Genomic DNA, 13,226 nt, shown 5'->3' with positions numbered 1-13,226 from the left:
CGTGCAGCCAACACCACGCCGCTGATCACCACGCCGGTCGTTCGCACCACACCGTCCGCCGCCGGCTGTGGTGAGCTGCCCGGACTGCGTCATATTGCCTTGACCTCCACCCAGGTGGAGGTTGAACCATTGAGCCGTGACGACGACGACCGACACCCCCGCCAAGAGCAACCTGTGGACACCTGAACGGCGGGGCCCGACGGTCGGGATCATCCTGCTCGTGACGCTGCTCGCGTTCGAGAACATGGGCGTCAGCACGGCGATGCCGCGCATGGTCGCCGACCTCGACGGCAACGACCTGTACGCGTGGCCGTTCCTGGCGTTCCTCGCCGCCAGCGTGGTCGCCACCGTCCTGTCCGGACGGCTCAGCGACCTGCGCGGGCCGCGGCCGTCGCTGCTGGTCGGCCCCGCGCTGTTCCTGGTCGGCCTGATCGTCGCCGGCCTCGCCCAGGACATGCCGCTGCTGCTCCTCGGCCGCGTGCTGCAGGGCATCGGCGGCGGCGCGCAGGTGGTCGCGGTCTACGTCCTGATCGGCCTGGTCTACCCGGAACGGGACCGGCCGGCGGTGTTCGGCCTGCTCGCCTCGGCGTGGGTGGTGCCGTCGCTGGTGGGGCCGGCGCTGTCCGGGTGGCTCACCGAGACGCTGAGCTGGCGGTGGGTGTTCCTGGGGCTGGCGCCGTTCGTGCTGATCGGCGTGCTGCTGCTGGTGCCCGTGCTGCGGAACCTGCCGGCGCACACCCCCGACGGCAACGCCCGGCGCGGGCTGCCGCTGGCCGCGCTCGGCGCGGGGTTCGGCGTCGCGGCGCTGAGCTGGGCGGCCCAGCACCCCACCGGCGTCAACCTGGTGATCGGCCTGGCCGGGCTGGTCGCGCTGGCGCCCGCGCTGCGCGTGCTGCTGCCCAAGGGGACGCTCACCGCGCGCCGCGGCCTGCCGGTCACGATCCTGGCCCGCGCGCTGCTGGCGGGCTCGTTCTTCGCCGCCGAGGCGTTCATCCCGCTGACGCTGACCGCCGTGCACGGCTATTCGGCCATCGCCGCCGGCATCCCGCTCACGCTGAGCGCGCTGGGCTGGTCCAGCGCCGCCTGGTGGCAGTCGCGCAAGCCGGACATCCCGCGCGAGAAGCTCGTGCGGTGGGGGTTCGTGCTCAACGCGGTGGGTATCACCGGAGTGACGCTCATCGCACCGTCCTGGGGTCCGGCGTGGGCCACCCCGCTGCTGTGGGCGGTCGCCGGAGCGGGGATGGGGTTGGCCATGTCGAGCTTGAGCGTGCTCACGCTGGGCGCGTCGTCCGAGGTCGACCGGGGGTTCAACTCCTCGGCCCTGCAGATCAGCGACATGCTCGGCTCGGCGCTGCTGGTCGGCCTCGGCGGTGTGCTGGTCACCACCTTCGCCTCGGCCGCGGCGCCGACGGCCGCCGTGGTGCCGTTCGACCTGCTGATGGCGGGCGTCGCGGTGCTCGGTGCGGTGCTCGCGGGACGCCTGGGCCGGGCTACCCTGGAAAGCTGATGGCCTACTTCGACCACGCCGCCACGACCCCCATGCTCCCCGAGGCGATCGAGGCGATGACTCGGGCGTTGTCCACCACGGGCAACGCCTCGTCGTTGCACACCTCGGGCCGGCGGGCGCGGCGGCTGGTGGAGGAGGCGCGGGAGGACATCGCGGACGCCCTGGGCGCGCGGCCCTCCGAGGTGATCTTCACCAGCGGCGGCACGGAGAGCGACAACCTCGCCGTCAAGGGCGTCTACTGGTCCCGCCGCACGTCCCGCCGCCGCCGGGTGGTGGCGTCGTCGGTCGAGCACCACGCCGTGCTGGACGCCGTGCAGTGGCTGGTCGACCACGAGGGCGCCCAGGTCACCTGGCTCGAGCCCGACGGGCTCGGCCGCGTCCGCCCCGAGGCTCTGCGCGACGCGCTGGACGACGACGTCGCCCTGGTCACGGCGATGTGGGCGAACAACGAGGTCGGCACGATCAACCCGGTGCGCGAGCTGGCCGAGCTGGCCGCCGAACGCGCGGTGCCGTTCCACACCGACGCGGTGCAGGCCGTCGGCGCGGTGCCGGTGGACTTCACCGCCTCGGGCGCGTCCGCGTTGACGCTCAGCGGCCACAAGCTCGGCGGGCCGTACGGCGTCGGCGTGCTGCTGCTGGGACGTGACGTGGCGACGACGCCCGTGCTGCACGGCGGCGGGCAGGAGCGGGAAGTGCGGTCCGGCACGTTGGACGTGCCGTCGATCGTCGCCCTCGCCGCGGCGGTGCGGCACGCGGTGTCCCACCAGGCCGCGACCGCCGCCGCGCTCGCCGCGCTGCGCGACGAGCTGGTGGCGTCGGTGCGGCGCGTGGTGCCGGACGTCGAGGTGAACGGCGACCCGGTGCACCGGCTGCCCGGCAACGCGCACCTGACGTTCCCCGGCTGCGAGGGCGACAGCCTGCTGATGCTGCTGGACGCCAAGGGCGTCGAGTGCTCCACCGGCTCGGCCTGCACGGCGGGGGTGGCGCAGCCCAGCCACGTGCTGCTGGCCATGGGCGTCGACCCGGTGGCGGCCCGCGGCTCGCTGCGGTTCTCGCTGGGCCACACGTCCACGGCGGCGGACGTGCGCGAACTGGCCGAGGTGATCGGCCCGGTGGTCGAACGCGCCCGCACGGCGGGCATCGCGGGGTTGAAGAGGCTTGCGGGCAAGGCGACGGCGGAGGTGTGACGGGCATGCGGGTGCTGGCGGCGATGAGCGGCGGGGTGGATTCCGCCGTGGCTGCGGCGCGGGCGGTGGCGGCGGGGCACGAGGTGACCGGCGTGCACCTGGCGTTGTCGGCGAAGCCCGGCACGTTGCGCACCGGCGCGCGCGGCTGCTGCACGATCGAGGACGCCCGGGACGCGCGGCGCGCGGCGGACGTGCTCGGCATCCCGTTCTACGTCTGGGACTTCGCGGAGCGGTTCACCGAGGAGGTCGTGGACGAGTTCGTGGCCGAGTACGCGGCCGGTCGCACGCCCAACCCGTGCCTGCGGTGCAACGAGAAGATCAAGTTCGAGGCGCTGCTGGACAAGGCGATCGCGCTCGGCTTCGACGCCGTCGCCACCGGGCACTACGCCCGTTTGTCCACTGTGGACGGTGTGCCGGAGTTGCGCCGTTCGGCCGACGACGGCAAGGACCAGTCGTACGTGCTGGCGTCGCTGACGCACGAGCAGCTGGCGCACGCGATGTTCCCGCTGGGCGACTCGACCAAGGCGCAGGTGCGCGCCGAGGCCGCCGAGCGCGGGCTCCAGGTCGCCGATAAGCCCGACAGCCACGACATCTGCTTCATTCCCGACGGCGACACCCAGGGCTTCCTGACCAGGAAGCTCGGCGAGCAGCCCGGCGTCCTGGTGGACGACGAGACCGGCGCGGTGCTCGGGCGGCACGTCGGCGTGCACGAGTTCACCGTCGGCCAGCGCAAGGGCCTCGGCATCGACGCGCCCGCGCCCGACGGCCGGCCCCGGTACGTGCTGTCGCTGGAGCCGGTGACCGGCACCGTGCGGGTCGGCGCGGCGGAGAAGCTCCAGGTCACGGAGATCGTCGCGCAACGGCCCGTGACGCGTGTCACGTTCGACGGTCCGGTCGAGTGCGTGGCGCAGGTGCGGGCGCACGGCGGTCTCGCACCTGCGGTGGCCGAAGTTGTCGGTGGAGAGCTGCTGGTCCGCTTGCGCGCGCCGCTGAGCGGCGTCGCCCCTGGTCAGGCGGTCGCGGTGTACCGGGAGGACGCGGCGGCGGGCGACTTGGTGCTCGCCAGCGCCACCATCAGTTCGACGCGTTGAGGTCCGGCTTGGTGTTTTGTCGGTGCCGCCTGCGACACTGCGTGCGTGCCGTATGACAACGCACGACGCCGGAGGTCGCTGGTGGACATCGGGATCCGGGTGAGGGTGCTCTCGAGCAAGCTCGATCACCCGTCCGCGCAACGTCTCGACGCGGAGCAGTTCGAACGGCTGCGCGCGGAGGTCCGCACGCTGCGCTGGGTGGTCCGGGAGCGCCTGCACCGGCCCGAGTGGGCCGACCTGATCGCCGAGGTGGAGGGCATGGTGGAACGGGTGGAGCGGCTCGACCCGGCGCTCGCGCTGGAGGTCGAGGTGCCGTCGCAGGCGGGCGGGTCGCTGGGGCGCGTGGCGCCGGACCGCGGTTCGGCCGAGCGGGGGTCGGCCCAGCCGGGTGACCGGGTGCCGCTGAGCGGTCAGACGAACGCGTTGTAGGCCGCCAAGGCGGCGATGGGGGCGCAGTAGGCGATCGAGACGAGGGCGACGGTCCGGGTGCGGTGGCGCTCGGACCACGTCGTGAGGCTCAACGCCCAGGCCTGCGCCGGCAGCAGCAGGACGCCGCGCATCGCCACGCCGTGCGCGAGCTTCCAGGTGCCGCCGCGTTCGGCGACCACCAGGCCGCCGAACGCCATCGCCACGGCCGGCGTCACCGCGCCGACCCGTGCCGCCAGGCGCAGGTCCGGTGCCAGGTGCCGGGCCCGGAACGCGGCCACGGCCAGGGCGAGCACCGACACCACGATCGTCACGCCGCCCGGCGTGAGGCCGAAGGACAGGCCGAACGTGACCGGTTTCCGCCACGACACCGGGCCCTCCCACGGCCCGCCGACCACGGCGAACACCACGAGGTGTGCCAGGCCGGAGGCGACCAGCATGGCGGCCACCCGGTAGGCGGAGCGCGTCGACGTCATGCCACCCGATCATGGTCACTCCGCCGGGTCACGGCGTCGGGCGCGGAGCGGCGTTCCGGTCTACGCCCGCGGACGTACTAGGCCGTCCAGTCGGTGTTCGCGCCGCACAGCACCACGCAGGCCGGCTCGCCCGGCACCTGCCCCGCCAGCCACGCGGCGAACGGCACGGCCGCCGCCGGTTCCACGGCCAGCCGGAACTCCTCCCAGAGCCGGTCGCGCGCGGCCAGGATCGCGGTGTCGGGCACGAGCACCGACGTCACCGGGTGCGTGCTCAGGACCTCGAACGGGACGTCGCCGACCCGGGTGGCGCCCAGCGCCGACGAGGCGACCGAGACCACCTCGGAGTCCACCGGCTCGCCCGCGGCCAACGCGTGGTGCAGGGCGCAGCACCGCTCCGGCTCCACCGCCACCGTGAGCCGACCCGACGCCAGCGCCGTGCCCGCGGCCAGTCCGCCGCCGCCCACGGCGACCGCGATCGCGTCCACGTCCGGCGCGTCCTCGACCACCTCGGCGGCCACCGTGCCCTGACCCGCGACGACCAGCGGGTCGTTGTAGGCCTCGACGTAGAAACCGGGCGTCTCGCGGGCCGCCAGCACCGCCTCGGCGTACGTGTCGCCGTGCCGGATCAGCTTCGCGCCCGCCGCCTCGATCCGCCGCACCTTGCCCTCCGGCGCGCTGACCGGCACGAACACCGTGGCGTGCAGCCCGAGCAGTTGCGCGGCCTTCGCCACGCCGAGGCCGTGGTTGCCGCCGGACGCCGTGACCACCCGATCCGGTGAACCGGCGGCGAGCAGGGTGTTGAGCGCGCCGCGCAGCTTGAACGAGCCGGTGAGCTGGAGGTGTTCGAGCTTGAGCACGATCGGCCTGCCGTCGACCTCGGTGCGCCACAACGGCGTGCGGCGCACGTGCGGGCGGATGCGGTCAGCGGCGGCGGCGACGTCGGGGGTCATGCCTCCAGCATGCGCTCATCCGGCGAACCACCTGTAGGCCCACATGACCAGCGTCACCGCGCCGACCACGAAGCACAGCAGCACGATCACCAGGCCGACCAGCACCAGCGCGTTCGTGCCCCACGACGAGTCGCGGTCGTCGGCCACCGACAATTCGGCCCGCAACTGCTCGTTGGCCGCGGCCCGCAACGCCACCAGCCGTTCCCGCGCGGTCGCGGTCGACGCGCCGGCCTCGCCGCTGGTCCAGTTCATCGCCCGCAGCCGCGCCAGCGGCGTGCGGTAGGCGCGTTCGAACGCCGCCACCTCCGCCTCGTCGCGCGCCTCGGCCAGGTAGCTCCACCGCCCGGCCTGCGCCGCGTCGCCGAGCAGCCGGTACACCTGCGCGAGGCGCTCGCGCAGGTCCAGCCGGTCGGGGTAGCTGGCGACCAGCCCGACCAGCCGCTGTCGCGCCCGCAGGACACTGGCCAAGTCACCGCGTTCGACCTCTTCGGCGGCCTTGTGGAGCGTCGGCTCGAGCGGCATGAGCGACATCGTCCCAGCACGCGCAACCGTAGGATCTCCGGGTGATCGCGGTGTCGGTGGTGACGTTCGGCCTGGCCTGGTGGCTGGGGCTGTACCTGCTCGTGCGTGATCCACGCAAGCCCCTGCTCCAGCGAGCCTCGATCGGGTTGCTCGCCTACGCGCTGGTGATCGTCCTGCCGTTGCCGACGATGGCGATGGCGGTGCCGGCGGTGGCGTGGACCGGGGTCGTCGTGTGCTGGCTGCCGGTGCGCTACGACCGCTGGTGGCGGTACAGCGCGCTGCCGCTGCTGGTGGCGGCCTACTTCGCGCCCGTGGTGGTGCTGATCCCGTTGGCGGCGGCCCTGGTGCTGTGCCTGCGGGTGCGGCGGGCGTTGCTGGGTGCGGCGACGATCCTGTTCGGGCTCAGCTGCGCGTTGTTGTTGGTGGACGTGCTGCCGGCGCCGCTGGTGATCGCGTCGGCGGGGTTCGACCTGCTGGTGTTCGGGGTGGTCGTGGCCGTGGCGGACGCGTTCGACGAGGGTGAGGCGATCCGGGCGGACATGGTGCGCTCGCTGCTCACGTCGGCCGGGCTGGCGGCGGTGTTCGGCGGGCAGGTGGCGTTGTTCCTGGACGACCGGCTGGTGCCGCTGCTGTTCGGCACGGTCGCCGCCGCCATCGCGGTGCAGGTGCTGGCGAACCCGCTGGCGTTGCTGGTGGACCGGGTCGCGGTGCCCGACGTGGCCGCCTCGCGCGCGGAGCTGCGTGACGCGGCCGAGGCGCTGCCCCGCCGTGCCCCGCTCGACCCGACCGAGTTCGTGAAGCTGACCAGGCGTGCGTTGAGCAATTACGGCGACCTCGGGAAATTGGTCGCCAGCCCGTTGACGGAATTGCCGGTGATCGACGCCCGGCTCGCCGCGCGGGGCGCGTCGGACCAACCGCTGGAACGCGCGGCCGAGTTGAAGTCGTTGTTGCTGGAGAGCATCGGCCGGCTCAAACCGCGGGACGGCGAGTTCGGCACCAGCGACGAATGGCGGCACTACAACGCGCTGTACTTCTACTACGTGGTCGGCATCCGGCCGTACAGCAGGCGGACCAAGCGCGAGGGCCTCGACCCGGAGGCGCGGCGGGCGCTGGCGTGGTTCGTCAACCAGGTGCCGGAGCGGACGCTGCACAACTGGCAGAACGCGGGGGCGAAGCTGGTGGCCGAGGACTTGTCCGCCCAGGTCGAGGCCTCGTGACTGGCAGGCGTTGGCAGTGTTCGGCGTACCGCCGGCAGTACCACCGGCCCTAGCTTTCGAGCCATGACGACAACTCAGGTTCGCAACGACGGTCTCCTCCGCTTCGCCCTCAAGCTCGACGGTGTCGCCTCGGGCGGGCTGGGCCTGCTGGCCCTGCTCTTCGACCTCGACACGGGATTGCCACGCGGTCTGGTGATCGGCCTCGGCGCATTTCTCGTCGCTTACGGCGTCGGCGTTTTCGTGCTCGGCCTCCGACCCGTTCGCCCACTGGTCGCGGTGGTGGTGATCGGCAATTCGGTGTGGGTGCTGGACAGCTTCCTGACCGCGTTCGCCGGGTGGTTCCCGGTGACCGGGCTCGGCGTTTTCCTGATCGTTGCCCAGGCGATCGCCGTGATGGGTTTCATCACCCTCCAGGTGCTGGGTCTGCGTCGGTCGGCCTGAGGGTCCGGCTCCGGCCGCGGAACTCCGCCACCACCTCCTCGCCCCGGCGGACGGTGATGTCGTAGATCCCGCTGCGGCCGAACCGCACCCGTTCCACCGCCTCGGCCACCAGTTCGTCACCCTCGTGCACGGTGGCGATGAAGTCGATCTCCGCCTGCGCCGCCACGGTCACCGAGCCGTGGCGGTTGCACGCGCAGGCGAAGGCGGTGTCGGCGAGCAGGAACACGTACCCGCCGTGCCTGATCCCGTGCCCGTTGACCATCCGGTCGGTGACGGTCATGGCCAGCTTGGCCGTGCCGTCACCGAGTTCGAGCGCCCTGATGCCGAGCGCGGTCGACGCGGCGTCGTTGGCGAGCATCTCCGCGGGTCCGTTCATCCCTGCACCTTAGGGCGGCGGTGTCAGCGGTCGTGTCAGCCCGGTGGCCGCCCGGTGTCAGGACGGCGGGCGATCGTGGTTCCCGTCAGCAGGTCAGCACGGACGAACACCCCGGAGAGCACGATGCAGACGTTCGACACCCCCGCCCCGATCGCCACCGTCCTGGACATCCCCTCGGGGAGCGTCCAGATCATCGCCGCCGACCGGGTCGACACCACCGTCGAGGTGCTGCCGGCGGACGCCGCGAAGCGCCGCGACGTGAAGGCGGCGGAGCAGACGACCGTCACCTACGCCGACGGCGTCCTGCGGATCGAGACGCCGACCGGCAACCAGGTCCTCGGCCCGTCCGGCTCGGTCGCGGTGGCGGTCCGGCTGCCCGCCGGCTCACGGGTCGAGGCGAAGGCCGCCGCCGCGGAGTTCCGGGGCGAGGGACGGCTCGGCGACGTCGTCTTCGACGGCGCGCACGGCGTGGTCACGCTCGACGAAGCGGACAGCGTCCACCTCACCGCCCACGCCGGTGACGTCTCGATCGGCCGCCTGGGCGGTCCGGCCGTGATCAGCACAGAGAAGGGCGACATCCGCATCGCCGAGGCCGTGCGCGGCACCGTCACCCTGTCCACCCAGGCGGGCGGGATCTCGATCGGCGCCGCCCACGGCGTCTCGGCCACCCTGGACGCCGGCACGTCCTACGGCCGGATCCGCAACGCGCTCGTGAACGCCGGGGGCTCCGCCGACCGGCTCGACATCCGCGCCACCACCTCGTACGGCGACATCACCGCGCACAGCCTCCCCGGCGACGCGGTCGACCAGTCGCGGTCGGCCTCCGCCGGGCCGGACCGCCCGGAGTTGCAGCAGGCCGTGCAGGCGGTCGTCGACGCCGGTTTCGCCAGTGCGGAACTGCGCGTGCACGACGAGCGGGGCGACTGGGTCGGCCGCGCCGGCGTGAGCGAGCTGGGCGGGACCGCCGAGCCGCCGGCCAACGGGCAGGTGTGGGCGGGCAGCGTCAGCAAGCCGTTCACCGCGACCGTGGTGCTGCAACTGGTGGCCGAGGGCCGGATCGGGCTGGACAGCCCGGTCGCCGACAGCCTGCCCGAGCTCGGGCTGGACGAGCGGATCACGGTGCGGATGCTGCTGCGGCACACCAGCGGCTTGTACAACTACACGGGCGACGTCGAGCCGGACGGGACGTTCGTGATGGGGCTGCCCTCGACCGGCAAGGCGTGGGTGGACAACAGGTTCCACTCCTACCGGCCCGAGGAACTGGTGCGGTTCGCGTTGTCCAAGCCGGCGCGCTTCGAGCCGGGGACGGATCAGAGCTACGCCAACACCAACTACACGCTGGCCCTGCTGCTGATCGAGAAGATCACCGGCCGGACCTACGCGGAAGAGGTGCGGCAGCGGATCCTGGAGCCGCTCGGCCTGTCGGACACCGTGGTGTCGGCCGACTCGCCGGACCTCCCGGGCCCGCACGCCCACGGCTACTACCGCTACCAGGACGCAGGCGAGTGGAAGGTCGTCGACGTCTGCCGCCAGAACCCGTCCCTGCTGGCCGGCGCCGGCGACCTGATCTCGACCGCCGAGGACCTAAGCACCTTCATCTCCGCGCTGCTGGGCGGCAAGCTCCTGCCGGCCCCGCTGCTGACCGAGATGACCACCCCGCACGGCAAGCTCAACCTCGGCCTGGGCCTCTGGGTCCAAGACCTCGGCCCGCACGGCACCATCGTCCACCACAACGGCGGCGCCCCCGGCGGCTACGGCGCCCTGATGATCAGCACCCCCGACGGCACCAAGACCCTGACCGCTTCCCTGACGACCGGCGAAGTCGACCCGGCCGGGGTGTTCCCCACGGCGTTGGACGGGCTGATCAAGGCGGTGTTCTGCGCCGACCCGGCCCAGCCCGCCGACTGACCACCAACCCGGACGGGCCGCGCTGGACTCAGCGCGGCCCGTTCTCGTTTTCCCAGGTCAGGCGGTGAAGCCCTTGAAGATGTTGGTGAACTCGTACTGGGTCTGGCTGATGCTGCTGCACGTCGGCGAGATGCCGCCGCCCGGGCAGCCGCCGTTGTCCCGGCCGACCGACCAGAAGCCCAGCAGGCCGATCCGGTTCGCGTTGGCCCACGCCACCAGCTTCCGCGCGTGAGCCTGGGTGAAGACCTTGCCGTTGAAGTTGCGGCCGATCATCGGTGTCACGCCGAGCAGCCGCTTCAGCTCCGCGTCCGACTTGGCGGGCCAGATCTGCTTCAGCTGCCGCAGGCTGCTCTCCGCCGCGGCGATGACGGCGTCGCCCCAGTCCGGCCGGGAGGAGCCGAACTCCATGGTCATGGGGTTGACGAGGACGGTCAGGCCCTTGGCCGCCGCGTTCTGCAGGATCTGCACCGAGTACGGGTCCATGCCGTAGTCGTCGCCCTGCACGCGCATCGTGTAGCTGATCGACGTGCCGCGCTCGGTCTGCAGGCGCTTCAACGCCGTGTTCACCATGTCGTGCGGGATGGTGGCCTCGACGTCCACGTCCAGGTGGTTGCTGCCGACGGCGTCGAGGACCTTCTTGTACGCCGCCAACAACGCGTCGGCGCTGGGGCACGAGTACTCCAGGTACGGCCCGGCGGCGCCGCCGGTCGCCACGATCACATCACCGCCCAACGCCTTCAGCGCACGCACGTCGTTGACGATCCGGCTGTCGTTCAACGGGATCGTGCCACCCCACGAGGGGTTGCAGCCGCTGCTGTCCGCGAGCGCGAAGGCGAGCGTGAACACCTTCTGCCCGGTGGCGCGGGCGACCGACTCCAGCGACGGCGTCGGCATGGTGATGTCCACGTACGGCGCGGACTTCAGGCTGCCCGGTAGGGGTGGCTGGTCCGAAGTCGTAGTGGTGGTCGTGGTCGTCGTCGTGGTCGTCGTGGTCGTGCCGCCGGTGCACGGTTGGCCGTTGAGCTTGCAGTTGGCGGGCAGGCCCGTGCCGTTCACCAGGAACCCGAACGACGTGGACGCGCCCGCCGCGAGCCCGCCGTTGTACTCGCGGTTGGTGAACGTGTGGTGCGAGCCGCTGCTGGTCAGCGTGGCGTCCCAGTACGAGCCGGGCGCGCTGCCCGCCGGCAGGTCGAACTCGACCTTCCACCCGGACACCGCGCTCGACCCCGCGGTGACGGTGAACTTGCCCTGGTAGCCCGAACTCCACGCGGAGTCCTGGGTGAACACGGCCGTCGGTGTCGGCGCGGCGCCCGCGGGGGCGGCCAGCAGCAGACCGGCGGCGGTGGCGCCTGCCGCGAGTACGGCCAGGCTCGTGCGCTTGAAGGACATGGGAACCTACTCCCGTGCAGGGGGAACGGGGTGGGAGTGGTGCGGGAGCGCGGGGCGCGGCACGCCCCCACACCACGTCGTGGCGGTGCCCGCGAACACCGTCGGCACCGACAAGGTGACCGTAGGTGGACTGGACCACCTCGTCAATGGGTCTAGACCTTTTCAGTCCCGAACGGCCGACCGCCCGTAGTGGGAGACTGTCCGGGTGGATGCCCTCCCTTGGTCCGCCGGCGCCGCAACCGGCATCGGCTCGCTACCCGGAACCGACCCTCTGGAGGCCGCCAGGATCGTTCTCGGCGAACTCCCCGAGCTCCCTCACCTGCCCGAACTCCCCGCACGGGGCGTCGGCGCGGACATGATCGGCCGCACCGCCGCGCTCCTGGTCGACCTGCCGGTCGAGGTGGTCCCGTCCGGTTGGCGGACCGCCGCGCACCCCGGCAAGGACCACCGGCGCGCGGTCGACCTGCTGCGCCGCGACCTGGACGCGTTCGAGGAGGCCGCCGAGCCCGTGCCGCCGCCGGTGGTGAAGGTGCAGTCCGCCGGGCCGTGGACGCTCGCCGCGAGCGTCGAGCTGCCGCGCGGCCACCGCGTGCTGACCGACAAGGGCGCCCTGCGCGAGCACACCGAGTCGCTGGTCGAAGGCCTCAACCGGCACGTCGCCGAGGTCGCCAGGCGCACCGGGGCGAAGGTCGTCGTGCAGCTGGACGAACCGGGCCTGCCCGCCGTGCTCAAGGGCCTGCTGCCGACGCCGTCCAAGCTCGGCACGGTCGCCGCCGTCCCCGAGCCGGACGCGCGGGCCGTGCTCCAGACCGTGATCGACGGCCTCGACGCGGACGTGATCGTGCACTGCTGCGCGCCGAAGCCGCCGATCACGCTGATCCGCGGGGCGGGTGCCATGGCCGTCTCGTTCGACGTCACGATCCTGGACGACACGATGTGGGACGAGCTCGGCGAGGCGTGGGAGGAGAAGACCCAGCTGTTCCTGGGCCTGGCCCCGAGCACCGACCCGAGCACGCCGAGGACGCTGAAGTCGCTGGCCCAGCCCGCGCTCGACCTGGTGGACCGGCTCGGTTTCCCGCGGTCGATCCTGGGCACGCACGCGGTGCCGACGCCGACGTGCGGCATGGCCGGCGCGAGCGAGAAGTGGGTGCGGCGTGCGTTGGCGCTGACGCGTGACGTGGGCAAGGCGTTCGTGGAGCCGCCCGAGGACTGGTGACCCCCGCTACAGGGCGCTGAACGGCGCGGCGTAGGTGAAAGCGCCGGTGAGGGCGGGTGTGTAGGCCGACAGGGTCCGGGCCTGGAAGTACGGGGCCCAGTCCGGGTCCGGCGGGGTGATGCCGTAGGTCGACGCCAGTGCGAAACCGAAGCGGGAGTAGTACGCCGGGTCGCCCAGGAGGATCACGAGGGGCTCGTCGAGGGCGTCGGCGGCGCCCAGGACGGTGTGCATCAGGGCCTTGCCGACGCCGGAGCGCTGGTGGGCGGGCAGCACGCTCAGCGGGCCGAGGCCCAGGGCGGGAGCCTCACCCACGGACCCGCGCGTGCACACGACGTGACCGACGACCGCGCCGTCCACCTCGGCGACCAGGGACAGGGCCGGGATCCAGCCGGGGTCCGCCCGGAGCGCGTCGACCAGCCACACCTCCCCACCCGGTCGCGCCGCGAACGCGGCCTCCGTCACGTCGTGGACGGCCTGGGTGTCGGCGGTGGTCTCGCGTCGGATCAGCACGACCCAGCAC

At 72.7% G+C, this 13,226-nt stretch carries 14 protein-coding genes; 8 read left to right on the top strand and 6 right to left on the bottom strand.

The genetic code is table 11. The annotated features are described in order from the left end of the window. The first annotated feature begins 136 nt into the window (after positions 1–136). Genes LNK82_RS16200 through LNK82_RS16185 form a run of 4 tightly spaced genes read left to right on the top strand, consistent with a single transcriptional unit; the run spans position 137 to position 4,214 of the window. Entirely contained in the window at positions 137–1,507 is a 1,371-nt protein-coding gene (locus tag LNK82_RS16200; protein ID WP_230567807.1) for an MFS transporter, read from the top strand. Next, a complete protein-coding gene (locus LNK82_RS16195) occupies positions 1,507–2,694 on the top strand; it encodes a cysteine desulfurase family protein (protein ID WP_230567806.1) in 1,188 nt (395 codons plus the stop codon). The genes LNK82_RS16200 and LNK82_RS16195 overlap by 1 nt, the downstream gene beginning before the upstream one ends. Before the next feature lie 5 nt (positions 2,695–2,699). Beyond that, positions 2,700–3,785 (top strand): tRNA 2-thiouridine(34) synthase MnmA, encoded by a 1,086-nt coding sequence (gene mnmA / locus LNK82_RS16190; protein ID WP_230567805.1) that lies wholly within the window; start codon positions 2,700–2,702, stop codon positions 3,783–3,785. A gap of 45 nt (positions 3,786–3,830) precedes the next feature. Further along, positions 3,831–4,214: a hypothetical protein gene (locus LNK82_RS16185; RefSeq protein ID WP_230567804.1), complete on the top strand. Its 384-nt coding sequence runs from the start codon at positions 3,831–3,833 to the stop codon at positions 4,212–4,214. Here LNK82_RS16185 and LNK82_RS16180 read toward each other — a convergent pair. The 3 genes from LNK82_RS16180 to LNK82_RS16170 all read right to left on the bottom strand — a co-directional run bounded on the left by LNK82_RS16180 (position 4,196) and on the right by LNK82_RS16170 (position 6,159). Beyond that, positions 4,196–4,687, bottom strand: coding sequence for a hypothetical protein (locus LNK82_RS16180; RefSeq protein ID WP_230567803.1), 492 nt, complete (start codon positions 4,685–4,687; stop codon positions 4,196–4,198). The genes LNK82_RS16185 and LNK82_RS16180 overlap by 19 nt on opposite strands. A 77-nt stretch (positions 4,688–4,764) precedes the next feature. After that, positions 4,765–5,637: a serine/threonine dehydratase gene (locus LNK82_RS16175; protein WP_230567802.1), complete on the bottom strand. Its 873-nt coding sequence runs from the start codon at positions 5,635–5,637 to the stop codon at positions 4,765–4,767. Positions 5,638–5,652: 15 nt separating this feature from the next. Beyond that, positions 5,653–6,159, bottom strand: a complete 507-nt coding sequence (locus tag LNK82_RS16170; RefSeq protein WP_230567801.1) for a DUF6584 family protein — start codon at positions 6,157–6,159, stop codon at positions 5,653–5,655. Between the two features lie 41 nt (positions 6,160–6,200). On the opposite strand from LNK82_RS16170, the gene LNK82_RS16165 reads away from it, so the two are divergent. Both LNK82_RS16165 and LNK82_RS16160 read left to right on the top strand, forming a co-directional pair. After that, positions 6,201–7,376: a hypothetical protein gene (locus LNK82_RS16165; protein WP_230567800.1), complete on the top strand. Its 1,176-nt coding sequence runs from the start codon at positions 6,201–6,203 to the stop codon at positions 7,374–7,376. Between the two features lie 63 nt (positions 7,377–7,439). Next, entirely contained in the window at positions 7,440–7,817 is a 378-nt protein-coding gene (locus LNK82_RS16160) for a hypothetical protein (protein WP_230567799.1), read from the top strand. Here LNK82_RS16160 and paaI read toward each other — a convergent pair. Next, a complete protein-coding gene (gene paaI, locus LNK82_RS16155) occupies positions 7,780–8,193 on the bottom strand; it encodes a hydroxyphenylacetyl-CoA thioesterase PaaI (RefSeq protein WP_230567798.1) in 414 nt (137 codons plus the stop codon). The genes LNK82_RS16160 and paaI overlap by 38 nt on opposite strands. 123 nt (positions 8,194–8,316) lie before the next feature. Between paaI and LNK82_RS47695 the strand changes: the two genes are divergently transcribed. Beyond that, on the top strand, positions 8,317–10,101 hold the full coding sequence (locus LNK82_RS47695) for a serine hydrolase (protein WP_308257222.1): 1,785 nt from the start codon (positions 8,317–8,319) through the stop codon (positions 10,099–10,101). A gap of 57 nt (positions 10,102–10,158) precedes the next feature. Here the strand turns inward: LNK82_RS47695 and LNK82_RS16140 are convergent, their stop codons facing one another. After that, on the bottom strand, positions 10,159–11,490 hold the full coding sequence (locus LNK82_RS16140; RefSeq protein ID WP_230567797.1) for a glycoside hydrolase family 18 protein: 1,332 nt from the start codon (positions 11,488–11,490) through the stop codon (positions 10,159–10,161). Between the two features lie 205 nt (positions 11,491–11,695). On the opposite strand from LNK82_RS16140, the gene LNK82_RS16135 reads away from it, so the two are divergent. After that, positions 11,696–12,706: a methionine synthase gene (locus LNK82_RS16135; RefSeq protein ID WP_230567796.1), complete on the top strand. Its 1,011-nt coding sequence runs from the start codon at positions 11,696–11,698 to the stop codon at positions 12,704–12,706. A gap of 6 nt (positions 12,707–12,712) precedes the next feature. Here LNK82_RS16135 and LNK82_RS16130 read toward each other — a convergent pair whose 3' ends face one another. Further along, the gene (locus LNK82_RS16130; protein WP_230567795.1) at positions 12,713–13,216 is read right to left on the bottom strand and encodes a GNAT family N-acetyltransferase; all 504 of its coding nucleotides are present in this window, start codon (positions 13,214–13,216) and stop codon (positions 12,713–12,715) included. Positions 13,217–13,226: the final 10 nt, after the last annotated feature.

It is taken from the genome of Saccharothrix luteola, from assembly GCF_020859565.1.
GTDB lineage: Bacteria > Actinomycetota > Actinomycetes > Mycobacteriales > Pseudonocardiaceae > Actinosynnema > Actinosynnema luteola.
The sequence above is the reverse complement of the archived record's forward strand: the minus strand, read 5'-3'. Positions and strand labels throughout refer to the sequence as shown.

Bases quoted from the DNA above. Each gene is read 5' to 3' on its own strand.
- LNK82_RS47695 (WP_308257222.1), top strand. From the start codon at position 8,317: ATGCAGACGTTCGACACCCCCGCCCCGATCGCCACCGTCCTGGACATC.
- LNK82_RS16140 (WP_230567797.1), bottom strand. From the start codon at position 11,490: ATGTCCTTCAAGCGCACGAGCCTGGCCGTACTCGCGGCAGGCGCCACC.
- LNK82_RS16170 (WP_230567801.1), bottom strand. From the start codon at position 6,159: ATGCCGCTCGAGCCGACGCTCCACAAGGCCGCCGAAGAGGTCGAACGC.
- mnmA (WP_230567805.1), top strand. From the start codon at position 2,700: ATGCGGGTGCTGGCGGCGATGAGCGGCGGGGTGGATTCCGCCGTGGCT.
- LNK82_RS16175 (WP_230567802.1), bottom strand. From the start codon at position 5,637: ATGACCCCCGACGTCGCCGCCGCCGCTGACCGCATCCGCCCGCACGTG.
- LNK82_RS16160 (WP_230567799.1), top strand. From the start codon at position 7,440: ATGACGACAACTCAGGTTCGCAACGACGGTCTCCTCCGCTTCGCCCTC.
- paaI (WP_230567798.1), bottom strand. From the start codon at position 8,193: ATGAACGGACCCGCGGAGATGCTCGCCAACGACGCCGCGTCGACCGCG.
- LNK82_RS16180 (WP_230567803.1), bottom strand. From the start codon at position 4,687: ATGACGTCGACGCGCTCCGCCTACCGGGTGGCCGCCATGCTGGTCGCC.
- LNK82_RS16195 (WP_230567806.1), top strand. From the start codon at position 1,507: ATGGCCTACTTCGACCACGCCGCCACGACCCCCATGCTCCCCGAGGCG.